At 36.1% G+C, this 20,671-nt stretch carries 26 protein-coding genes and 2 tRNA genes; 9 read left to right on the forward strand and 19 right to left on the reverse strand.

Annotated elements, in window-relative coordinates:
- Positions 1-39 precede the first annotated feature (39 nt).
- Together BM207_RS08085 and BM207_RS08090 are read left to right on the forward strand one after the other, a co-directional pair.
- Positions 40-444: an EVE domain-containing protein gene (locus tag BM207_RS08085; protein WP_090993075.1), complete on the forward strand. Its 405-nt coding sequence runs from the start codon at positions 40-42 to the stop codon at positions 442-444.
- Positions 444-968, forward strand: coding sequence for an LSm family protein (locus BM207_RS08090; protein WP_143095929.1), 525 nt, complete (start codon positions 444-446; stop codon positions 966-968). Before BM207_RS08085 ends, BM207_RS08090 begins: the two co-directional genes overlap by 1 nt.
- Here BM207_RS08090 and BM207_RS08095 read toward each other — a convergent pair.
- Both BM207_RS08095 and BM207_RS08100 read right to left on the reverse strand, forming a co-directional pair.
- On the reverse strand, positions 961-2,145 hold the full coding sequence (locus BM207_RS08095) for a cation:proton antiporter (RefSeq protein WP_090993077.1): 1,185 nt from the start codon (positions 2,143-2,145) through the stop codon (positions 961-963). The genes BM207_RS08090 and BM207_RS08095 overlap by 8 nt on opposite strands.
- Positions 2,146-2,157: 12 nt before the next feature.
- Positions 2,158-2,679, reverse strand: coding sequence for an acyl-CoA thioesterase (locus BM207_RS08100; protein ID WP_090993078.1), 522 nt, complete (start codon positions 2,677-2,679; stop codon positions 2,158-2,160).
- A 70-nt stretch (positions 2,680-2,749) separates the two neighbouring features.
- Here BM207_RS08100 and BM207_RS08105 point away from each other — a divergent pair, with 70 nt between their 5' ends.
- The gene (locus tag BM207_RS08105; protein WP_090993079.1) at positions 2,750-4,222 is read left to right on the forward strand and encodes an alpha-amylase; all 1,473 of its coding nucleotides are present in this window, start codon (positions 2,750-2,752) and stop codon (positions 4,220-4,222) included.
- A gap of 11 nt (positions 4,223-4,233) precedes the next feature.
- On the opposite strand, the gene BM207_RS08110 is transcribed toward BM207_RS08105, so the two are convergent.
- Positions 4,234-5,493 carry a type IX secretion system plug protein gene (locus tag BM207_RS08110; RefSeq protein ID WP_090993080.1) on the reverse strand — a complete coding sequence of 420 codons (1,260 nt, stop codon included), beginning with the start codon at positions 5,491-5,493 and terminating at the stop codon, positions 4,234-4,236.
- Positions 5,494-5,661: 168 nt separating this feature from the next.
- Positions 5,662-7,572 (reverse strand): ABC-F family ATP-binding cassette domain-containing protein, encoded by a 1,911-nt coding sequence (locus BM207_RS08115; RefSeq protein ID WP_090993081.1) that lies wholly within the window; start codon positions 7,570-7,572, stop codon positions 5,662-5,664.
- An 87-nt stretch (positions 7,573-7,659) separates the two neighbouring features.
- Between BM207_RS08115 and BM207_RS08120 the strand changes: the two genes are divergently transcribed.
- Positions 7,660-8,688 carry a quinone-dependent dihydroorotate dehydrogenase gene (locus BM207_RS08120; RefSeq protein ID WP_090993082.1) on the forward strand — a complete coding sequence of 343 codons (1,029 nt, stop codon included), beginning with the start codon at positions 7,660-7,662 and terminating at the stop codon, positions 8,686-8,688.
- A gap of 15 nt (positions 8,689-8,703) precedes the next feature.
- Here the strand turns inward: BM207_RS08120 and BM207_RS08125 are convergent, their stop codons facing one another.
- From BM207_RS08125 to BM207_RS08150, 6 genes are all read right to left on the reverse strand, one after another.
- Complete coding sequence (locus BM207_RS08125) at positions 8,704-9,075, reverse strand: iron chaperone (RefSeq protein ID WP_090993083.1); 372 nt, start codon at positions 9,073-9,075, stop codon at positions 8,704-8,706.
- A gap of 48 nt (positions 9,076-9,123) precedes the next feature.
- The gene (locus tag BM207_RS08130; protein WP_090993328.1) at positions 9,124-9,558 is read right to left on the reverse strand and encodes an SRPBCC family protein; all 435 of its coding nucleotides are present in this window, start codon (positions 9,556-9,558) and stop codon (positions 9,124-9,126) included.
- 7 nt (positions 9,559-9,565) lie between these two features.
- On the reverse strand, positions 9,566-9,892 hold the full coding sequence (locus BM207_RS08135) for an ArsR/SmtB family transcription factor (RefSeq protein WP_090993084.1): 327 nt from the start codon (positions 9,890-9,892) through the stop codon (positions 9,566-9,568).
- Positions 9,893-10,287: 395 nt separating this feature from the next.
- Positions 10,288-10,464 (reverse strand): spore protein, encoded by a 177-nt coding sequence (locus tag BM207_RS08140; RefSeq protein ID WP_090993085.1) that lies wholly within the window; start codon positions 10,462-10,464, stop codon positions 10,288-10,290.
- A 39-nt stretch (positions 10,465-10,503) separates the two neighbouring features.
- Positions 10,504-10,574 (reverse strand) — tRNA-Cys (locus BM207_RS08145).
- A gap of 87 nt (positions 10,575-10,661) precedes the next feature.
- Entirely contained in the window at positions 10,662-11,414 is a 753-nt protein-coding gene (locus BM207_RS08150) for a TrmH family RNA methyltransferase (RefSeq protein WP_090993086.1), read from the reverse strand.
- Between BM207_RS08150 and tamL the strand changes: the two genes are divergently transcribed.
- Positions 11,405-13,837: a translocation and assembly module lipoprotein TamL gene (gene tamL / locus BM207_RS08155; RefSeq protein ID WP_090993087.1), complete on the forward strand. Its 2,433-nt coding sequence runs from the start codon at positions 11,405-11,407 to the stop codon at positions 13,835-13,837. The two genes, BM207_RS08150 and tamL, sit on opposite strands and share 10 nt — an antisense overlap.
- Here tamL and BM207_RS08160 read toward each other — a convergent pair.
- Entirely contained in the window at positions 13,834-14,625 is a 792-nt protein-coding gene (locus tag BM207_RS08160) for an MBL fold metallo-hydrolase (protein ID WP_090993088.1), read from the reverse strand. The two genes, tamL and BM207_RS08160, sit on opposite strands and share 4 nt — an antisense overlap.
- 112 nt (positions 14,626-14,737) lie before the next feature.
- Between BM207_RS08160 and BM207_RS08165 the strand changes: the two genes are divergently transcribed.
- Together BM207_RS08165 and BM207_RS08170 are read left to right on the forward strand one after the other, a co-directional pair.
- Positions 14,738-15,139, forward strand: a complete 402-nt coding sequence (locus tag BM207_RS08165; protein WP_090993089.1) for a cupin domain-containing protein — start codon at positions 14,738-14,740, stop codon at positions 15,137-15,139.
- Positions 15,140-15,304: 165 nt separating this feature from the next.
- Positions 15,305-15,484 carry a histone H1 gene (locus BM207_RS08170; RefSeq protein WP_090993090.1) on the forward strand — a complete coding sequence of 60 codons (180 nt, stop codon included), beginning with the start codon at positions 15,305-15,307 and terminating at the stop codon, positions 15,482-15,484.
- Positions 15,485-15,537: 53 nt separating this feature from the next.
- Here the strand turns inward: BM207_RS08170 and BM207_RS08175 are convergent, their stop codons facing one another.
- The 4 genes from BM207_RS08175 to BM207_RS19185 form a co-directional block, all read right to left on the reverse strand.
- A complete protein-coding gene (locus BM207_RS08175) occupies positions 15,538-15,891 on the reverse strand; it encodes a hypothetical protein (protein ID WP_143095930.1) in 354 nt (117 codons plus the stop codon).
- Between the two features lie 124 nt (positions 15,892-16,015).
- Complete coding sequence (locus BM207_RS08180; RefSeq protein ID WP_090993092.1) at positions 16,016-16,666, reverse strand: DUF4142 domain-containing protein; 651 nt, start codon at positions 16,664-16,666, stop codon at positions 16,016-16,018.
- A gap of 16 nt (positions 16,667-16,682) precedes the next feature.
- Positions 16,683-16,961, reverse strand: a complete 279-nt coding sequence (locus tag BM207_RS08185; RefSeq protein ID WP_090993093.1) for a hypothetical protein — start codon at positions 16,959-16,961, stop codon at positions 16,683-16,685.
- A 232-nt stretch (positions 16,962-17,193) separates the two neighbouring features.
- Entirely contained in the window at positions 17,194-17,487 is a 294-nt protein-coding gene (locus tag BM207_RS19185; protein WP_218155033.1) for a CinA family protein, read from the reverse strand.
- Between the two features lie 122 nt (positions 17,488-17,609).
- Between BM207_RS19185 and BM207_RS08195 the strand changes: the two genes are divergently transcribed.
- Entirely contained in the window at positions 17,610-17,813 is a 204-nt protein-coding gene (locus BM207_RS08195) for a KTSC domain-containing protein (RefSeq protein ID WP_090993094.1), read from the forward strand.
- Position 17,814: 1 nt separating this feature from the next.
- On the opposite strand, the gene BM207_RS08200 is transcribed toward BM207_RS08195, so the two are convergent.
- Positions 17,815-18,345 (reverse strand): RNA polymerase sigma factor, encoded by a 531-nt coding sequence (locus BM207_RS08200; RefSeq protein ID WP_090993329.1) that lies wholly within the window; start codon positions 18,343-18,345, stop codon positions 17,815-17,817.
- 432 nt (positions 18,346-18,777) lie between these two features.
- Here BM207_RS08200 and BM207_RS08205 point away from each other — a divergent pair, with 432 nt between their 5' ends.
- A complete protein-coding gene (locus BM207_RS08205) occupies positions 18,778-19,005 on the forward strand; it encodes a hypothetical protein (protein ID WP_090993095.1) in 228 nt (75 codons plus the stop codon).
- A 35-nt stretch (positions 19,006-19,040) separates the two neighbouring features.
- Here BM207_RS08205 and BM207_RS08210 read toward each other — a convergent pair whose 3' ends face one another.
- The 3 genes from BM207_RS08210 to BM207_RS08220 form a co-directional block, all read right to left on the reverse strand.
- Positions 19,041-19,586, reverse strand: a complete 546-nt coding sequence (locus tag BM207_RS08210; RefSeq protein ID WP_090993096.1) for a YciE/YciF ferroxidase family protein — start codon at positions 19,584-19,586, stop codon at positions 19,041-19,043.
- 21 nt (positions 19,587-19,607) lie between these two features.
- Entirely contained in the window at positions 19,608-20,495 is an 888-nt protein-coding gene (locus BM207_RS08215; RefSeq protein WP_090993097.1) for an SDR family oxidoreductase, read from the reverse strand.
- A gap of 96 nt (positions 20,496-20,591) precedes the next feature.
- Positions 20,592-20,666, reverse strand: a tRNA-Arg gene (locus BM207_RS08220).
- Positions 20,667-20,671 lie beyond the last annotated feature (5 nt).

Consider the following 20,671-nt stretch of genomic DNA (forward strand, 5'->3'; position numbering starts at 1 on the left):
CCGTTTAGATTTGTTAGTTTTGGATAATAAATATGGAATATGAACCATTGGCTAGTAAAATCAGAACCATTTAAGTACAGTTGGGAGAAATTTAATAAAGACGGACGTACCTTTTGGGATGGTGTTCGGAATTATCAAGCGAGAAATAATCTCAGAGAGATGAAAGAAGGTGATTTAGTCTTATTTTATCATAGTAATGAAGGTAAAAATGTAGTAGGAGTTGCTAAAGTTGCGAAAGAGGCTTATCAAGATCCTACAACGAGTGATCCCAATTGGGTGGTGGTAGATCTGGTTCCGGTAGAAACTCTTAAAAATCCGGTAACTTTAGCGCAAATTAAAGCTGAGGAAAGTTTGAAAGATATCTCCTTAGTTAAGCAAGGTCGACTTTCTGTAATGCCGTTACGGGCCGAAGAGTTCGATAAAATCTTAGAGATGGGAAGCTGATGAAACGAATACTTATTTGCTTATTAATCATGTTTTTAATGTGTGCTACTTCAAGTTTCGCTCAATACGTAAAGTATGAGGTGAAAGTTGTACTGGATAGCGTGAAGAATGTTAGAGGTACCCTGCAAAAGGTCTCGGAAGATGGTATCGCCGTACAAGATTTTCAAGGCAGATATTATATTTTTAAAGCAAAAAATATTGTCAAGATTAAGGTAAGACGAAAGGGGTTAACGGTAGTGGAAGGCTTAGGGACAGGGTCAGCTATTGGGCTTTCTGCCGGTGTTGCAATTTTTTTCTCAAACGATACTTTTGATGATTTTGGACAAAAGGCACTGGGCACTGCATTATTAACAGGAGTAGGAGCAGTAGGCGGAACATTGGGTGGCATAGTAGGCGAAGCACTGAATACTAAACTCATTCTACATATAAATTTGGATACACAAAAATTTAGAAAGGAATATTTAAAACTTGAAAAATATTCCAAATCGGCTTATCTTGACAATCCCACCAGCATTACTAAGTGATCGATTTTTGATTTCTCTTACTTGTCATCAATCCAACCGACATAATAATACTTGTACCTAATACCGCCATAAACAAAAATGAGGTCCCTATCTCGGGTATTTTTAGTTCATTAGGTAAATTGTAATACAGAAGAATGCTTATGAGCCCACGTGGTGTTATAAAACCTTCGGGTACTGTGTTTTCTTTTTTAAAAATTCTTAAGTAGGCAAAACGTATAAAGTAAATTGAAAATAAAATCAATAAACCATTCAGAAAGATATGCTGATCTTCCAGCTTAAAAATATCAATGGTAAAGCCAAATATTACAAAAAAGAAAGTTCTGAGAATGAATGCGCTTTCGGCCGATAACTGATGAAGCTGGGCTAAATCGTTTGCCAAATTTTCATACAAAAAAACACCCCTAAACCACGCATGTTTAATCTGATCGGCATTGTTTAAAAACAACCCAAATGCTAAGATTAACACTAAGGAAGAAAGATGGTAGGATTGGCCAATGGCATAGACCAAGATTAAGATAGAAATAATCAAAAAGAACTTCACATGGTGAGAAATTCTTCCCATTATATATAATAATAAGACACAGGCGATGATTGACAAAGCAGTTATTAACGCCATGTTTAATCCCAGACCAGCAAATGAGCTCATTGAAATGTGAGGGTTAGATACGGCAAAGTTGAATAAAATAATCCCTAAAATATCGGAGAACGAGCTCTCATATATAATAAATTCTCTCGTTTTTTTACCTAATCCTGCAACAGAAGGTATAGCAATGGAAGAGCTTATTACGCTAAATGGGATAGCATTGGTAAAGCATAGATAAAAATCCCTTCCCGTAATTTGCTGAATAATGAGGGTAATCGTGACTACGGTAATAATCAAGATAAAAAATGCAGCAAAAAAAGCGCCTTTAATTACGCTGTTCTTTTGTTTATTGTACTTGAGATCTAATGAGCCTTCAAATACGATGAGAATTAGCCCAATTGTACCCAATGTAGGCAGTATCCTCAAAAAATTAATTGTCTGCCAATGGAAATGTTCTGAAAGTAATTTTAGCCCAATGCCCAATAGTAAGAGTAGTAAAACCGAGGGGAGTTTTGTTTTAGTGGCAAAAAGGTCAAATAAATAAGAAAAAATGACTAGTCCACTTAAGGCTATTAAAGTTGTGTAAGTAGTCATGGCCGATTGTTTTTATTCTTTAAAAAATAAGGCTTTTAACTCATTCGCATCATTGGGCTCCATTTTACCCGCTAAGATCAAACGTAATTGACGTCGGCGTAAAGCTCCGCTATATAATTCGATCTCTTCAACTGTTTCAGGTCTTAATTCCGGAACTGGTATGGTTCTTCCACTTTGGTCAACAGCGACAAACGTATAATATGCTTCATTTGATTTCGCTCTGGTACCAGATGGTATGTTTTCAGCCCAAACATCTAACCGAACTTCAACAGAAGTGTGGAAAGCTCTTGTTACCTTCGCTTCTATAGTAATTACATCACCGAGTTTAATAGCTTGCTTAAATGACACATTATCCACAGAAGCTGTTACCACAATTCTATTACAATGTTTTTGAGCTGAAATAGCAGCAGCGATATCCATCCAATGCAACAAACGGCCACCCATTAAATTATTTAAAGTGTTGGTGTCGTTTGGCAACACCAATTCGTTCATAATGGTAAAGGAATTTTTAGGGTTTTTTGCTTTAACGCTCATAAGGCGCAAAATAAGGAAAACTCTTAAACAAAACCACACTTTTAGTGTTATTACGTAAATTCCCTAAAATATGCAAAACCAAACGCTCATCCAATACTTTCATTGGTATTATAATGAACCTGAAAATCTATGGGTTAAGGCAGCTAATGAAGCTGGAAATTTAAAAGAATTAGGGATAACCACCGTGTGGTTTCCACCGTCAAATAAAGGGAGTAATGGGGGGTATTCAATTGGATATGATTCGTACGACTTATATGATCTTGGTGAATTTGATCAAAAAAACAGTGTAAACACCAAATATGGGAGCAAAGATGAATATCTTACCGCAATAGCAAAGCTTCATGAAAACGACATCGCTGTTTTAGCTGATGTTGTATTTAACCATAAAGCAGGCGCCGATGAGTTGGAAAAGATAACTGTAAGAAAGGTAAGTAAGGAGAATAGAGAAGAATTTATCTCTGAAGAAATGGAGATTGAAGCATGGACCAAGTTTACCTTTCCTGGGAGGAATGGACAGTATAGTAAATTCATATGGGATTACCAATGTTTTAGTGGCGTAGACTGGGCGCAAGATTTAAATGAATCGGCAATTTTTTCTATTCAAAACGGATATGGTGAACGTTGGGAAAACGTGCCTTCAACTGAATTGGGCAATTACGATTATCTGATGTTTAATGATATAGATTATAGAAACGAATCTGTAAAGGAAGAGCTTAAAAATTGGGGTCATTGGTTTTACTGTATTACCAAAGTTGATGGATTTAGGTTAGATGCAGTAAAACATATATCTGTTGAGTTTATAAATGGCTGGATAGACGATATGAAAACTACATTCAATCGAGATTTCTTTTTTGTTGCCGAAAATTGGAATATCGAAGACGTAGCCGAATTAAAAACTTACATTGAGCTAACTGCTGGGAGAACACAACTCTTTGATTCACTTCTTCATCATAACTTCTATTTGGCCTCCATAGAAGGTAAATCTTATAATTTGGCAAGCATATTTGATAACACGGTTGTTCAATGCAATCCTTTTCTTGCGGTAACATTTGTTGATAACCATGATTCACAACCCCTTCAAGCACTTGAGTCGTTTGTAGATTTTTGGTTCAGGCCATTAGCTTATGCAATGGTCTTGCTTAGAGAAGCAGGAATTCCCTGTGTTTTTTATACTGATGTTTATGGGGCCAAGTACGATGAGGATGGAAAGCAGATAGAAATAATTGGGCTAAAAGAATTACCTGAATTATTGAATGTTAGAACAAACTTGGCTTATGGTGGACAAATAGATTACTTAGATCATCCTAATTGTATTGGGTGGACCCGCGCAGGGGATAAAGAGCATCCCAACTCTGGAATCGCTGTGTTGCTTAGCAATGGTGAGGATAGCTTCAAAGAGATGGAGATGGGAAAGGCTTTTGCGGGAAAAACAATGAGAGATGCCTTGGAGAATAGAAAGGAAAAAGTAGTTTTAGATGAAGATGGTAAAGGAATGTTTTTTTGTAATGGAGGGAGTGTTTCCGTTTGGGTATTAAAAGAATAGCCTAATTAAACTTACTTTATTGCACTATTAACATGGCTAAAACCTATGAGTTCTTCCCATCTGCCGCCAGGTTTGCGGTAGTAAACGAATACTTGATAAGAATTATCCGTTTCAAAAAATGACCCTTCAAAATAGGTGTCATCAAATTTTCCAGTCTCATCTACCCAAATATATTTATAATCATATAGTCCCTGTTTCAATTTAATGTTTGCGAAATATTTTCTTTTGCTAATATCGTAAACTAATTTATTCTCCTCACTTAAATTAAAATTATTAAACCGGCCTACTACATAAATATTGCCTTTGCTATTTGGTGGAGTAGTACTTAAGCTAAAAATAACTTTTGTATAATCACTATCTGTTGCCGAATCTCTTCCATCCTGGTTCCGGATAAAGAAATTCCCATTTTCGTCGAACTGATTGGTATATTTTGGAGCACTACCTGATACGTCGGTAAACAGCTGGGCTACGTTAATGGTGTCTACATAAATTTCCTGAACATGTTCTGCTTTAAAGCGAAAGCTTCTAATATCAAATTTTCGAAATTCATTTCCTCCCCAAAATTCATTTGCATTTAGTTCGTTATAAACCAACGAACCTTGTTTCACAAACAAAGGTTTAGTATTTAAAATTGCCGTATGCGTATTCATGTTTTGCATTACAATGGCCTTTATATCCTGATGTGGATTTTGGATGGGCATTTGGTGAAAAATAGTGAAATTAACCTTTTGCTTTTTTGTGCGGTTTACAACCTGACTACTAGCCACTATTTCTGTCCCTACGTTCAATACTGGATCTAGCACAAAAAAACGCTGAGAAATAACTGGTTTGTTTTTGTTACCATTCTCATAAACCTTTAAAAGATAGTTTCCAGCTATCTTTGGCCTAATCTGATCATTTGGAAGTTTAAGATCGTAGTGCGTAAACTTTTGAAGCGTGTTGAAAGAGTAGCGATATTTCGTAATAATATCTTCATTAAAGCTCTCTAAATAATCAATGTAATTAATTTTAGACGGCTTCCAGTCTGCCGAACAATGTTCTACCGTATAGCTAAACCCACGATTGCCGCCTTTGAGGTCGTCGAAGCTAAAGGTTAAACTTTCATTGCTTTTTAAAGTATAGATCGGTATAGACTGTTCTTTTTTTGAATTATAGCATTCAACGGTTTTAATACTCGATTGATAAACTTTATTCTCATAAACAAAGGCTTCTTGTGCCCAACTATGGAGCGTACATGAAAGCCAAATTGATAAGAAAATTGCTTTTTTCAATAGGTTAAGGTTTTTATTGTCAAGTAATTAATGTCAAATATATAGTGTTAAGGGCGCTCATGTGGCATAGTTTCTATACCGTTTTACTCGGCATTGCGAGGTACGAAGCAATCTCCTTCTGAATTGTTCATTAAATTGCTTCATACCTCGCAATGACGCATCCTCAAGCTAGCCCTCCAATTCCATTATTTCTCCGGCAAGCTCTTCCCAAGTTTTTTGCGCATGATCTAACAACGTCTTCTCAGCTAGATAACGCTTATTAGCCTCTTCTAGTTTATGCTTGTTTGAATAAATATCCTCATTAGCTAATTCGAGCTCTACTGCTTTCACGCTTAGTTCAAAAGCCGAAATTTCTTCTTCAATTCGTTTTAACTTATCGTTAAGCTTCTTTAACTGTTGCTGTGTATTTAAGGGGAGCGGTTCTGCTGCTTTTGGTTTTTTCTCTTCTGCTTGTTTTACGGGAATTGGTTTAGGTGTTGGGATTACTCTTTTGCTATTCCACTCTTCATATTCTGCGTAAGTTCCCGGATATTCCTTAATTTTTTCCTCTTCTATAAACCAGATTTTATTCGCTACGTTGTCTAGGAAATATCTATCATGAGATACCGAAATAAATGTTCCTTCGTACTGTTGAAGTGCTTGGATCAAAATATTTACCGATTGAATGTCTAAGTGGTTGGTAGGCTCATCCAAAATCAAGAAATTTGAATCGGTGGTTAATGATTTAGCTAAAGCCACTCTCGACTTCTCACCCCCAGATAATACCTTAATTTTCTTGAATACATCGTCGCCTGTAAACAAAAAGCAACCCAGGATAGATCGTAATTCTGTATCGGTATGTTTAGGTGCAAATGCCTGAAGCTCCTCTAAAATGGTATTGTCTAAATGCAATGATTCGAGTTGGTGCTGTGCAAAGAAAGTAGTCGTTACATTATGTCCAGTTTCTATTTTACCACTAAAACCCTCCGTTCCGGCTATCATTCTCAATAGTGTAGATTTACCTTTACCATTGGCGCCAATCAGCGCAATTTTATCGCCTTTTTCAATTAATCCGTCAGCGTTTTCTAAAATGTCAATGTTAGGATAGGATTTCGTCGCATGCTCAACCTTAACTACGTGCCTTCCACTGGGTTTAGAGAACTTGAAACTGAAATTTACTGTAGGATTATCATCGTCTACATCCTCTACACGTTCCATTTTATCCAAGGCTTTCATCCTCGACTGAGCCATTTTGGCTTTACTTGCTTTAGCTTTAAAACGTTCTATCAAACGCTCTTCCTGCTTAATTTTAGCTTGTTGGTTTTTAAACTCTCCCTTTTGGATCTCACCACGCAGAGATTTTTCTTCTACATAAAACGAATAGTTTCCTGCATACACAGTCAATTTCCCTTTCCTGGATTCAACTGTCTTGCGTACAATTTTATCTAAGAAGTATCTATCGTGGGAAACAATGACAATGGCACCTTCAAAACCACTTAAATAGTTTTCTAACCACTTAATAGAGGGTAAATCCATGTGATTGGTAGGCTCATCCAATAAAAGGATGTCAGGTGTTTGCAAAAGAATTTTGGCCAACATTACCCGCATCCTCCAACCTCCAGAAAATGTATTCAAAGGGCGGTGTTGGTCTTCGGTACTGAAACCTAGGCCTGCTAAAATTTCATTTGCACGATATTCGATGTTGTAACCATCTAAAGCTTCAAATTCTTGTTGTTTATCGCTCAGTTTGTATAGCGTTTCTTCGCTATAATCAGTTTCAATTTTTTTAAGTAGTTCTTCAATCTCATCATGCAATTGGTTTTGACGCTCAAAAGCCTCCATCGCAACGTGTAAGATCGTATGGTGAGATTCGTAAGAAAGCAAATCTTGGTTTAAGTAACCAATTTTTAAATCTTTTGCCATCGAGATACTACCCGATGAGGGCGCATATTCGCCAACTATTATTTTTAATAAAGTAGACTTTCCAGTACCATTTGCACCAATTAGCCCAACTCTATCTCCGGGCTTAATGTGCCAGTTTGCTTCATCGTATAAGGCTCTAGAGCCGATTAGGAAGGTTAAGTCGTTTATAGAAATCATTTCGCTACAAAAATACGAAATTCTCATCTACATTTATTGCTATTTTATTCCCATTCTCAATTTCCCAAAAATTAATATCTTTGCCAAATGTATCGCCTCGTTAAACCTGTTTTCTTTCAGTTCGATCCGGAAAAGGTTCATTATTTTGTAGTGAAACGTTTAAAATGGTTTAATGATTATTTTCCTTTAGGGAAAACCATTCTGCGAAGTAGCTTCGATATCAATCTAAAAGGATTGGAACGTGAAGTTTTTGGTATTAAATTTAGAAATCCAGTAGGACTAGCTGCTGGATTTGATAAAAATGGCGAATATGTGGAAGCTCTTAGTAATCTGGGCTTTGGTTTTATAGAAGTTGGTACCGTTACCCCTTTACCTCAGCCAGGAAACGACAAACCTCGTATGTTTCGTTTGCAAGATGATAGCGCTATTATTAATCGAATGGGCTTCAACAACAAAGGTGTTGATGTAATGGCCGAGCGCTTAAGACTATTAAAAGAAAAAGATCCATCTATTGTGGTGGGAGGTAATATTGGTAAAAATAAAAATACCCCTAATGAAGACGCAGTAAGCGATTATGTCAAATGTTTTGATCGTTTATTTGATGTAGTAGATTATTTTGTTGTAAATGTTAGTTCTCCCAATACACCTGGACTAAGAGCCCTCCAGGAAAAGGAACCATTAAAAGAATTACTTAATACTTTACAGCAACGTAATCGTAAAAATGATATAGCTCGACCTATTTTGCTTAAAATTGCTCCAGATTTAACGAATGAGCAATTAGATGACATCATAGAGATTGTTAAGGAAACTAAAATTGCCGGCGTAATTGCAACAAATACAACCATTGACCGAGATGGACTTTATACTGAGGAGAAAATAAAGAGCGAAATGGGTGGTTTAAGTGGCAAACCTTTAACAAAAAGATCTACTGAGGTTATTCGCTATTTAACGGAGAAGTCTGGTAATGCTTTTCCGATTATCGGGGTAGGAGGGATACACTCGCCCGAAGATGCGAAAGAAAAAATCGCTGCAGGGGCTGCGTTGATTCAGTTGTACACAGGTTTTATCTATGAAGGACCTGGGTTAATTAAGAGAATTTGTAAAGAATTAGTTTAATTGAGAAGTAGTTAATTACTCGCCCTCTTGCATTTTTAATTGTTGTTCTGCTACTCTGAATTTTGTAATCCTTGCGATGAGCGCTAACGGCATTGGCTTGTCGACAGGAAACTGAACAGACCCTTTCCCTTGCTTGTAATTTGACAGCTCTTCTTCGAATGCTTTATGGCCCGTAGGCGTAGCATAAAAGCCAATGTGGTTTTTGTATCCTGCAAAATAAACTAAAGGTTTCCCTTTTAATTTAAAAGCAGGCATGGCATAGCTAATTGATTCTATGGCTTCCGGAGCTGTTTTTTGAATGGTTTCACGAATTTGTTGTAGCTTTTCCTGCACCGTTGCAGGAAAAGCCGAGATATAGTCGTCAATATTGTCAGTTTTAGTTTTCATTCTTGCTATGCTAAAATACAAATTACATTATTACAACAAGTAAATATATTAATCTTCCGGTTCCAAATATGCTTTTAGGGCTGTATATAAGAAGTGCGTCCAGCCTTCATTGAAGTTGTTTTTAGCGAAGTCTTTGCCAGCTTCTGCAAATGTTTCCAATCCTGTATGGGTAATTCGTACAAGCGTTTGTTCTCCTTTATCAAGAAGCTCCCAGGTTACCAGTGAGTTTCCGGGATAATTATCATAGCGCCAGGTATAAGCTATTTTTTTGCCCTCAATTACTTCCGTTACCTCACAGAGATGTAAATATTGTGTATTAGCATCGGGACCCCCCATAAAATCGAACTTGAAACCTACTATAGGCTTAAAATCTTCCAGTTGGAAATACCACTTTTTCATTTCGTCATTGGTGGTGATTGCGCTCCACACTTTCTCGCTAGTTGCATTAAATAATCTTTCTACAATTACTGGTTGCTTATTCATATTGTTTTTATTTAGGTTTAACATTAAGTTCGTTTGCCGATAGATGAACCGCTAGTGCATCCAATTTGTTTGTCCAAAAAACCCGGTATTGTTCAATCCATTCAGCTACTTCATTTAATTTCTGGAACTTAACTTCACAAAATCGCTCTCTTCCTTCTTTTTTTATGGTAACCAGCCCACATTCGGTAAGAATTTTGATGTGCTGGGAAATAGCTGATCGGCTCATGTCGAAATTTTCTGAAATAGCATTCAAGTTTAATGACTTAAATGCTATTAAATTTATGATTTCCCTTCTAGTTGGGTCTGCAATCGCCTGAAAAACATCTCTTCTCATCTTCTTGATATGTAAGTATTTGCTTACAAATATATATGTAAGTAATTACTTACGCAATTTTTTTTATTCTTTTATTAAGTGTGTAATATTATGAATAGGCTAGTACTATATCATCGCCTCTTACAAACTAGGTTATACTTAAATATTATTCGGTTTTTAAATGGATATTATTCGGACACAATTGTCATATATCCGAACAATATCCGAATGATATCCGAGTAATACCTATTTAAATGGGCCTACAATCTTCCAGGAAATATGCTTTTGTGCTAAGGAAGAAACTTATATCGAAAAAGAATAATGTTGGGAGGGAAAAAGGGCGACTAACGCGCACAAAAAAAGCATCTCAAAAATAAATTCGAGATGCTTTTTAAATGTTTTAAAAGAATAAAAGACTAAGCTGAAGCTGTAAGTTTAGCTAATACAGCATTGTTTTTAGCCAATTGATCTTTAGTAGATTGCTGTGAACGACTTCCTAATTCAATGTTAGTCGCTAATTTTAATGTTTTTACTTCTAAACGAGAAACTGTTTTATTGTATCTGTCTTTTCTTTTTAATCTTGTAACTGCCATGATAATGCGTTTTATGTTTCCTTAATTATTATAAACCTGAGGTCGAGAGCGGATTCGAACCGCTGTAGAAGGTTTTGCAGACCTCTGCCTAGCCACTCGGCCACTCGACCCTTTTAATTCAAGGTTGCAAAAATAGTAATTATATATGAGGATGCAAAAAGAAAGCAAATAAAATAATGGCAATACTTGTTAACATATTAACGTTTTAAGCTCAATTTGCCTAGCTCACTGCAAAATATAGCTGCAGAAACTGCCACATTTAATGACTCGGCAACACCAATTCTTGGAATGGTGACGGGTACTGTAATCAATTTTAGGAGGTTTTGGGAAATTCCATGGCCTTCATTTCCCAATAAAATCAATCCTTCATTTCCCCAGTTAACTTCATAAATATCATTTCCATCTAATAAAGCACCAAATATAGGGAGGTTAACCTGTGCAATAAATTCCTCTAAATTGGTGTAAAAAATGTTCATCCTAGCCAGGGATCCCATCGTGGATTGCACTGTTTTTGGATTATAGACCTCAACGGTATGTACAGAGCAAATGATCTGATCAATTCCAAACCAATCAGCCGTGCGAATGATTGTACCCAAGTTACCTGGATCTTGCACATCGTCTAAAACCAAAGAAAACTTACCTTTTAATAAATTGAGGTCTAATTTTTGCTTTATAGGGACATTTACAAGTGCTATAATTCCCTGAGGCGCTTGAAGCGTACTAATCTTCGCTAATTCCACGTTGTTTACCTCGAATAACTTTATATTTGCGGGGAATTTAGGTAAAGATTGAAAATAACTAGGGTCATAATAAATACTGTGCAATTGATAATTGGAATTGATAAATTCTACAATAGATTTTATACCTTCAATAATAAATATTCCACTTTCTTTACGGTATTTTTTTTGATGTAAAGATTTAATAAAACTGATTTGAGATTTTGAAAGCATATAAACTTAACGATAAACAGCAGGTACAAATTCTTACAATATTACTATTTATTCTTGTTTTTATAGCAGGTTGTTCGTCTACAAAATATATAGAAGACTATCAGGCTATTGTAACGAAAGTTAAAATAGATAGTATTGATAAGCAATTTGAAGAGCAGGCTTATAATTATGTGCAAAAAGATATCAGACCTTCAGGTACAATTGGGCTAAATGTGGGAATCTATAATATTTTCAATACCAAAGATGGTAAGTATAAAACCAACAATATAAAGCCATTAGGCTCACCGCCACCAATTTTAGATAGTGCCTTAGTAGAAATTTCAAGAAACCAGATCGAAAAATTCCTAAAAAGTAAAGGCTATTTCAATGCGAAGGTAAAATCAGAGCTTTCTGTTCTTAACAAGAAAGCAAAACTTAGGTTCGTAGCAGATCCAGGGCCAGCTTTTTTCATCAACAAAGTGGGATATAGAATTCCTGATGAGCAAGTTAAAACGTTATATCTATCCCAGAAAGATACATTTACTCATCTCCACGAGGGAATGCGTTATGATGAAGACTCGCTGGCGTTGGAAAGAGAACAGATCTATCAGTTAATGCGTCAAAATGGATATCGCTATTTTGAACGTCCCCACGTAAGGTTTGAACCAGATTCGACTCAGCATAACAGTAAGGTAAGTGTAGATTTGCTTATTGATGACCCTATTGATGGGACAAAGCATAAAGTGTATACCATTGACAGTACGAACATTATTATTGCGGAAAATTCGGAGGGTTTCTCTGATTCGGAAAGGCTAGCAGATTCTTTGAGAAATAAAAAGGCCATTAGAGGCATTCGTTTTATAGATCTTTCAGGAAGATTTAGAAGGAATCCGATTGTGAGATATGATTTTTTGAAATCAGGAGAAATCTATGATATTAGAAAAGAAAATCTAACGTATGACAGGATGTATCAATTGAATGTTTTCAAGAATGTAAAAATTGATTATACCTTGGCAAAGGACAGTACCAATAAAATAAATCCGGTTATTTTGTTGATTCCGCAAAAGAGGATGAGCAATAGAATAGAGGGAGAGGTACCTTTTAATAACGGTACGGTGGGTTTTACATTAAGTAATACCTATACAAATAATAATTTTTTAAAAGGAGCGGAGCGGTTTCAGTTCCAAGTTAAAGGCGGCTTACAAGCCAGAAGAACGGAAAATAAGTCAATATTTAACGACATATACCAACGTGATTTTTCTGTTAGTGCGAGCCTATCTGTGGCGAGGCTAATGATTCCTTTTGTGAACATTCCCATGATGGGTAAAAATGGGATGCCATATACCACTTTCTCAACAAGCTATTTATATGCCTTGCAGAAAGACATTACCGTTCGTCGGATCTTTATCAACTCTGTGACTTACGATTGGGTAGAAACTAAATCAAAATTGCATTCATTTACCCCGTTAAATGTTGAATATAGGTTTGGGAGTATACTCATAGATACGCTGGATAAAACTGATATTGATAAATACAATTCAAATAAGAAACTATTGGAGAGCAATTTTTATAATATCAAATTGTTGGGACGTAAGGATTTCACTTTAGGGATGAAATATGCCTATACGCTTAATGGCGATAAGTTATTACAGAATAGATCATTTGTATATTTTAGAGGAAACATTGACATTGCCGGCAATCTTTTGCAACTTTCAACCAGCGCATTTGGCGACAAACACGATCCGAAAAAAGGTGATTTCGGAAAGATTTTTGGTTTACCCTTTAATCAATACGTTCGTCCGGAGGTTGATCTTCGTTGGTATAAAAGCCTTGGAGGCGATAGACAGTTTATTGCCAGAGTTAATACAGGTATAGGTTATGCTTATGGAAATTCGACAGCAATGCCTTTCGAGAAATTATTTTACGCAGGTGGCTCAAGTGGCGTTCGTGCTTGGCAGGCAAGAACCCTTGGTCCCGGAAACTATAACCGAGAGGTGATTACAGATTCAATTGCGAGAAGTGCCTCATTTGGAATAGATCAACTTGGGCAGATGAGAATAGAAACGAACTTCGAATACCGTTACTTGCTTATGAATAAGCTTTTCGGAGCAAAGTTAAAAGGAGCGGCATTTCTTGATATGGGCAACATATGGAATATTTCGGCCGGAAACCCTCAACCAGAAACTTATTTCAAGTTAGATCAATTAGGTAAGCAAATAGCCATTGGTACCGGGATTGGATTTAGGTACGATGTTGAATTCTTCGTATTTAGGTTTGATTTGGGCTTAAAAATAAAAGATCCCCAGTTTGTTGGTTCAGAACAATGGGTAATCAACAAGTTTTTTAATGGGGGTAAAGAATTTAAAAGAAGATATCAAAATTCGCATAATCCTGACGTATATCGATTTATGCAATATAATTTTGGTATTGGATTTCCTTTTTAAAGACTTACCAAGTTAGTTACCTGATTTACAATATGATAAACAGGGGTTTCTTGTAACCTTGAAGCTACAATAATTTCTGTACCACAGGAGTTGGCATTAAATAAGCGTTGTACCAGATCTGGGCAATTATTGTCCTTGCTAAGATGTGATAAGAATAAGTGGCTTAGATTAGCTGATTTGTGGCTTGTAAATAAAGCTAAAGCCTGGGAGTTTGATAAGTGACCATTTCCCCCTCTAATTCTATTTTTTAAAAAATAAGGATATCTCCCCAGATCGAGCATTTTATCATCATAATTAGCCTCTAAAAACACGGCATGACATTGTTTAAAGTTATCTATAACGTGTTCACAATGTTGCCCGATATCCGTAAATACGCCAACTTTAGTTCCTTTACAGCTCACGGTGAAACTATGCGGCTCAACGGCATCATGCTTTTTGGGAAAGGCAATAATTTTTAAGTCGCCTATTTGAACGGGCGAATAAGCTTTAAATTCATGCAGCAAGTGCAAGGGCAGCTGTTGTTTCCCACATACCAAAGTGGATGGTGTAATGTAAACCGGCAATTGATATTTTTTAGCAATTACCGGAAGACCACGAATATGATCACTATGTTCATGCGATATAAAGATGGCTTTTACCTGGTTCATGCTCAAGTTAAGTCTTTGCATTCTCAGCTCTGTTTCTTTGCATGTTAAACCTACATCAATCAAAACCGCTTCATTGCCATTACCAATGTAAAAACAATTGCCGTTGCTGCCTGTATTAAGAGATGAGATAAATAGCGACATATATGCAAAGGAAATAAAATCATTAAATTTAATTACAGAAAATTATAAACATTTTAGAAACAACAAATAAAACAACTTGATTGAACTGCTGTTTTAACTTAAACTCACAACTATGGAAGAGAAACATAACAATGCTACCGCACAAAGACCGGCAGGGGCGAGGCCACTGGATGCCGCTATTATACCAATTGATATTCCAAAATATATTAGCGAGCTAAAACAGGAAGAAGCTTACAATAAAAATGGAAAAAATGCAATTACCGTTTTTAAATCCGATAAAATTACCATTACGTTGATAGCGCTAAAAGAGGGGGAGGACTTCCATCCAGGCCAATCTGAAGGGGAGGCAATTATGAGCATACAGTTAATAAACGGCCATTTATCATTTGAAAGTTTAGGTACGGTAACGAAGCTAACAGAAGGTCAATTGTTAACGTTACATCAGGAGTTGTCATTCACTGCATTGGCAATTTCTGATAGTATTTGCTTACTAACCTTGTTTAAAGGGCATTAAAGGATTTTTTTTATTCCGAGGATACTATAAGCTAACAAATTGCGATTCAGGTATTTTTGCTAAAAAAGTGGCTTAAAACATATTCAGGGCAATCATAAATAATTCTTTTGATACTTGTTTATTGGGTTTAAATGATATATTTGATAATTAAAACAAATTAAAAACATGGAAAAATTCTCAAAAGTTAAAGAAGTAATCGCTGCGATTGAGGCAGATGCAGAAAAATTTTATAACGGCGGTAATGCTGCTGCAGGTACAAGAGTACGTAAAGCTATGCAAGACCTTAAAGGTTTAGCTCAGGAGATCCGTACCGAAGTTACTGAAAAGAAAAACAGTGCGAAATAATAATTTTTGAGCGTGATTATTAAAGAAAAGGACCTGCAATTGTAGGTCTTTTTTTATAGGTTGGTTTTTTGACAAAATTTATTGATGGCCTCCGTGAGCGCGGGTGGAATCTCTGCGTTACTTTTAGCTTCAAATTTATGCTGGGCTGAATTGTATTTTTCGATAAAGGTTCCGTTATCGCGATTGAACTTCAGGAAACCTTCCTCGAAGTATCGCTCTTCTACCTCCATTGAGGAGTCCATAGATCTAAAAGTTAATGGATTTGCTTCTTGAAAATCTTTACTTACTCTCATCCACTGGTAAATTTTGGAAATATCTTCATCCTGTGGAAGATCATTTCTTTTGATTTCAAGTAGATAAGTATCGGTGTTCTCCAAAAAATAAATACACGTAAATGTAGGTGACATTTCGATTAGGTTGATTTGAATAAACGAAAATACGTATTAGAAATTTTGGTAAAAAAAGATTTTATCAACATAACAATGCAGCGGTGTTAATTATTTTTTTAGTTTCCTGAAATTTATTCACATATTATTGGTTCTTTGAAGGCTTATTTTCTGTCTTATTGCTTAATTTTAATACATCATCTCCCTGGTTTTTTTTAGCGTTTTGAATAGCGCTTTTTAGCTCATCTGCTATTTTGTAATGATGCTTTAAAATAGGTAATGTTTTAGAAGCAAAGCTAGCGATTGCAGCGTTATCCATGCTCTTGGCTAAACTAAATAGGTTGATAGCTTCATCATGTTCGTGAACCATTGAGTTTATGTAAAATTCATTCTTTGCCTCATCGTTAAGTCCTTCGAATTGTTTCAACAACTTTAACTTTGAAGCAGGCAGGGTGGTAGGGAGTATAAAGTTTTCTTTCTGGGCAATTAACTTAAGTTCTTGATTGGCTTTTGAATGATCATCTTCTATCATCTGTGCATATTCAGTGATTTCCGGATTTGTTTTGGTAGTTTCCAATAGTTTGGAGCTCATCTCCACTTCCATTAAACCACCTATTGCGGCATTGTTAAAGAATGTGGCCTTGTCCTCGTTTTTCATTTCAGCTTCACTTTTTTTGATAATATTGGTGTCGTTGGAAGTGATAACTGTAGCTGATTCTGTTTTTTGTTCGTTTTCCGGATTGCTACAAGCAAATAAAAGTGGAGTGATTACGAATATTATACTTTTTGATTTCATAATGAGGAGTTTAGTGTCAATGAATTATGTTTTCAATTTCAGCCGCTATCTGATTTATTTTCGGTAAGTTCAAAGTAAGCTCTGGCTGATCAATAAGACCTTTTTTATAGTCGTAAAATGGAAGTCCGCCTGGCTCTATTTCTTCCTCAGGTAGGAGTTCCCAAGCCCCGTTCGACTCTCTTATTGCACCAATGATTCCTCCGAAATAGATTAACTTAAAATAATTGCCTTCGGGCAAAACCGTTAGTGTTACATCTTTATCATTTTGTTGAATACGTATGTTAAATGGTTCCATAATTATTAAACCAATATTTTAAAAATTTGTTTCTAATTTAACTCAAGTTGCTGCAGGTATATGTTCAAGAGATCCCCTACTTCGTCGACCGTACGTAGGATAACTTGTTCTTGGTCCCCATTGAAGATCACCTTTTTATTAAAAACCTCCTGCCTATGATGAAATCCACAAATGAACATGGTACCAACTGGTTTTTCGTCACTTTCGCTACCTCCCGGAGCAGGTAAACCGGTTATCCGATATAGATGTCGGACTGAATTATTTTTTGTAAACCGAGCGTAATTGCTCTCGTTACTTCCATTGATTCGGGAGTGTATTTTTCGATAAGTTCATGAGGTACAGCAAGCACAGTTTCTTTCAGGCAGGCATCATAACATACAAATGCACCTTTTAAAAATTTACCGGCATCTTTTACCAGCGAAAACTCTGCGGCTAAGCGACCAGCAGTAGCGCTTTCTGCAAAGGAGAGGTAGAGTTTGTGTTTTATAAGCAATTCCGCGACAAGCTGTAAATTTTCACTATTCATATATAGCGTTTACTAAGTTTTTCTACTAAGCAATAACAATAGCATAGAATTTAGGTTTATAATTTTTTATCAAAACAAAACCCTTTCTCCAAAAATGAGTTATTAAGTTCTAATATATTTTTATGCCTTCATCCGTAATCTCCAGTATGCGCTATGATCACGCAAAGATGTTGCTTTATGTAGTATTTATATCTGGTGACGTATACGCCTATAAAGAAGTTCCTGAAAAAGTGTACAAAGATTTTAAAGCCGCTATTTCTAAGGGAACTTTTTTAAATAGAAAAATCAAAAAATGCTATGAAGCAGTAAAAATAAATGCTGAATAAATTAACTCACCCTACCTTTCAATTCTTCATATACTTTAAGGTATTTTTTGAGCTGTAAACGAGCATGATGAATCCGTGTTTTAACAGTGCCTACAGGCATGTCAAATTCTTCTGCTATTTCATGATACTTATAGCCTTCAAAATATCTTATGAAGGGGTCATACAAATTTGTGGGTAATGTTTTAAGTGCCTTTGAGATGTCTTCGTTGATGAACTTCAACTCTCCATTATTTCGTGAAGCACTATGCGCTAGGTTATTGGAAGATATATTTTCTTCAGTAATGATAAGCGCTCGTGACCGAGTACTTCTTCGATAATTGTTGATAAATGTATTTTTCATGATGGTGAAAAGCCATCCCCGAAAATTTGTTCCTGGTTTAAAATTGGCAAAGTACGTGAACGCTTTTAGTAAGGTGTCTTGGATGAGATCATCAGCATCATCTTCATCACGTGTAAAATTCATCGCGTAAGTTTTCAATTGTGAGCGATATTCAATAATCAATGAATCAAAATTTAACGTTTCAACAACCATAGTTTTAACTTTTAGCAATCCATGAATTTGGATGGTATGAAATTTAAAACAAACTTAATACCAGTTGTTAGTTTCTTTTTTTTGAGAATTCAAGCCATCGTATAAAACTGCTTAACTGTTATTTCGCCTTAAGGCTAGTTTTGCTTAAATCAGACAGTTTTTTCTGATAATTTGTTCAGAAAGTTATCAATGTTGCTCCTGGAAGTACACAATTAAATACCGTATTTCACCACTCATTTTACGTATTTACCGAAATGCAATTATTTAATAATAACCTTCCATCTTTTGTGTTGTTTGTTCATCAGGGTGTAATCATTTATCTTTTTTTTGGAATCTAGCTGATCAATAAGAGTACATTAATTAAAGTTTTAAGAACATTTTGCAGTCAACTATTATTATATAAGTAACAATTGTATTTTAAAATTAAATATTATGGAACAGCAAGAAAATCACAATAACCCATCAGGAGGGATAAGCAAAGACGATCACCAGCTTAAGGGAGAGGGAAATCCAATTGAAGGTACTTCGGCTGATAATGCCGATGTAAATGCAATAGAAGACCAGCAGGTGAAAGTAAAGGATTCGGAACATAAAGAAGATAATGCGGCTAATGCTAAAGATACTTCGGGTCATTATCAATCGCATAAAAAAGCACCTTAATAAACTTAAGGTGCTTTTCATCTATTTTCATAAAATTACTCCTGTGCCGCTGCTTCATTTACACAATTCATAGCGAGTTCAGTTAGCGCTACGTCTGTTTCTTTCTCATTATCAAGAGTTTGTTGTAAGAGTTCTTGAACATCTGTATGTCCCATTGTTTCTGCAAAAGTGCGTAAAGTGCCATAGGTTGCAATCTCGTAGTGTTCAACCTTTTGAGCGGCAATAATTAATCCTGCATCACGAACCATCGTTCCCTTATCAGTGTCTTCCATTACTCCTTTTGCCTCTTCCAACAGGCCAGCCATTGCATCACATTTTTTTGCTTGGGCTTTTTCACCCAATAGTTTGAAGACCTGCTCTAAACGAGAAATATGATCCTGAGTTTCTTGCGTGTGTTTTTCAAGTGCCGCTGCTAAATCTGGGCTCGTTGCTGCTTTCTGCATTTTAGGTAATGCTTTAACTAAGTGATTCTCGGCCCAATAGATGTCTTTCAATTCATCTACAAAGAATTCATGAAATTCTGAATCTTCCATTTTACCAGTTTTCCCTTTAGACATTGTTTTTTTTGATTTTGTTTCCATGGTATTTGATTTTTATATGATTTAAATTGTGATCATTCCTCCTGTAACTGGAATTGTTGCTCCTGCTATGTATGCTGCTTCTTTAGCAGCAAGAAAAACAAAAACATGAGCAACTTCTACGGGCTGTCCGGGCCTTCCTATTGGGGTCGACTTCCCGAATTCTTCGGGGTTAGGTACAGTAGCCGAAATTAAAGGGGTCCAAATTGATCCCGGTGCGACTGCATTTACTCTTATCCCTTTTCCCTTCATTAATAAAATTTGGTTCAAATTGGCGGTAAAGTTTTGGATTGCACTTTTAGAAGCAGCGTAAGGTAAAATGTCTGGCGAGGGACTATAGGCATTTACAGAGGTTGTGTTGATAATACTACCTCCAGGTTCCATGTGTTTTTCGGCAGCTTTACACAAATAAAACATAGCATGCATATTAGTATCGAAAGTTTGCTTCCACTCTGCTGCCGTAATATCGGCCGTTAGTCCTCTCGATCGCTGAAAGGCCGCATTATTAATTAAAATGTCTATACCGCCAAGGGCTTTCAAGGCTATTGAAATAATCTTCTTACAATGTGCTTCACTTCGAATATCACCCTTTACCAGTACCGCTTTTCTACCTGCATCTTCAACATATTTAGCTGTTTTTTTGGCGTCTTCGATCTCTTCATCACCCAAATAGCTAATCAACACATCTGCACCCTCTCTTGCAAATGCGATAGCTATTGCTTTTCCAATTCCAGAATCACCGCCCGTAATAATTGCTCTTTTATCTTTCAATCGATTGTTGCCTGTGTATGAATCTTCACCGTGATTGGCAGGAGGATTTAATTTATCCTCTTTAGCGAGAGAATTCTCTTTTTGCTTGGGGTATGGGGGAACTGGATATTTGGTATGTGGGTTTGCTTTTTCAATCTTCATAGCAGTGGATGTTACCTAAAAGGAACACCTTTGCCAAAAAAAAGTTTTTAGAAGAAAAATTTTATAAAAAATAAGGCTCGCAACTTGCGAGCCTTATGGTGTTCCCGACGAGATTCGAACTCATATCGATGGTACCGGAAACCATAATTCTATCCATTGAACTACGGGAACATTTT

It is taken from the genome of Pedobacter insulae (assembly GCF_900113525.1).
GTDB classification, from domain to species: domain Bacteria; phylum Bacteroidota; class Bacteroidia; order Sphingobacteriales; family Sphingobacteriaceae; genus Pedobacter; species Pedobacter insulae.

What these genes read in the sequence shown, in the direction of transcription:
- BM207_RS08115 (WP_090993081.1), bottom strand. Translation starts at nt 7,572, where the DNA reads ATGATTTCTATAAACGACTTAACCTTCCTAATCGGCTCTAGAGCCTTA.
- BM207_RS08195 (WP_090993094.1), top strand. Translation starts at nt 17,610, where the DNA reads ATGCCTTCATCCGTAATCTCCAGTATGCGCTATGATCACGCAAAGATG.
- BM207_RS08140 (WP_090993085.1), bottom strand. Translation starts at nt 10,464, where the DNA reads ATGGCAGTTACAAGATTAAAAAGAAAAGACAGATACAATAAAACAGTT.
- BM207_RS08170 (WP_090993090.1), top strand. Translation starts at nt 15,305, where the DNA reads ATGGAAAAATTCTCAAAAGTTAAAGAAGTAATCGCTGCGATTGAGGCA.
- BM207_RS08175 (WP_143095930.1), bottom strand. Translation starts at nt 15,891, where the DNA reads ATGTCACCTACATTTACGTGTATTTATTTTTTGGAGAACACCGATACT.
- BM207_RS08200 (WP_090993329.1), bottom strand. Translation starts at nt 18,345, where the DNA reads ATGGTTGTTGAAACGTTAAATTTTGATTCATTGATTATTGAATATCGC.
- BM207_RS08100 (WP_090993078.1), bottom strand. Translation starts at nt 2,679, where the DNA reads ATGAGCGTTAAAGCAAAAAACCCTAAAAATTCCTTTACCATTATGAAC.
- BM207_RS08135 (WP_090993084.1), bottom strand. Translation starts at nt 9,892, where the DNA reads ATGAGAAGAGATGTTTTTCAGGCGATTGCAGACCCAACTAGAAGGGAA.
- BM207_RS08165 (WP_090993089.1), top strand. Translation starts at nt 14,738, where the DNA reads ATGGAAGAGAAACATAACAATGCTACCGCACAAAGACCGGCAGGGGCG.
- BM207_RS08215 (WP_090993097.1), bottom strand. Translation starts at nt 20,495, where the DNA reads ATGAAGATTGAAAAAGCAAACCCACATACCAAATATCCAGTTCCCCCA.
- BM207_RS08130 (WP_090993328.1), bottom strand. Translation starts at nt 9,558, where the DNA reads ATGAATAAGCAACCAGTAATTGTAGAAAGATTATTTAATGCAACTAGC.
- BM207_RS08105 (WP_090993079.1), top strand. Translation starts at nt 2,750, where the DNA reads ATGCAAAACCAAACGCTCATCCAATACTTTCATTGGTATTATAATGAA.
- BM207_RS08180 (WP_090993092.1), bottom strand. Translation starts at nt 16,666, where the DNA reads ATGAAATCAAAAAGTATAATATTCGTAATCACTCCACTTTTATTTGCT.
- BM207_RS08150 (WP_090993086.1), bottom strand. Translation starts at nt 11,414, where the DNA reads ATGCTTTCAAAATCTCAAATCAGTTTTATTAAATCTTTACATCAAAAA.
- BM207_RS08160 (WP_090993088.1), bottom strand. Translation starts at nt 14,625, where the DNA reads ATGTCGCTATTTATCTCATCTCTTAATACAGGCAGCAACGGCAATTGT.
- BM207_RS08095 (WP_090993077.1), bottom strand. Translation starts at nt 2,145, where the DNA reads ATGACTACTTACACAACTTTAATAGCCTTAAGTGGACTAGTCATTTTT.
- BM207_RS08185 (WP_090993093.1), bottom strand. Translation starts at nt 16,961, where the DNA reads ATGGAACCATTTAACATACGTATTCAACAAAATGATAAAGATGTAACA.
- BM207_RS08205 (WP_090993095.1), top strand. Translation starts at nt 18,778, where the DNA reads ATGGAACAGCAAGAAAATCACAATAACCCATCAGGAGGGATAAGCAAA.
- BM207_RS08210 (WP_090993096.1), bottom strand. Translation starts at nt 19,586, where the DNA reads ATGGAAACAAAATCAAAAAAAACAATGTCTAAAGGGAAAACTGGTAAA.
- BM207_RS19185 (WP_218155033.1), bottom strand. Translation starts at nt 17,487, where the DNA reads ATGAATAGTGAAAATTTACAGCTTGTCGCGGAATTGCTTATAAAACAC.
- BM207_RS08090 (WP_143095929.1), top strand. Translation starts at nt 444, where the DNA reads ATGAAACGAATACTTATTTGCTTATTAATCATGTTTTTAATGTGTGCT.
- BM207_RS08120 (WP_090993082.1), top strand. Translation starts at nt 7,660, where the DNA reads ATGTATCGCCTCGTTAAACCTGTTTTCTTTCAGTTCGATCCGGAAAAG.
- BM207_RS08085 (WP_090993075.1), top strand. Translation starts at nt 40, where the DNA reads ATGAACCATTGGCTAGTAAAATCAGAACCATTTAAGTACAGTTGGGAG.
- BM207_RS08125 (WP_090993083.1), bottom strand. Translation starts at nt 9,075, where the DNA reads ATGAAAACTAAAACTGACAATATTGACGACTATATCTCGGCTTTTCCT.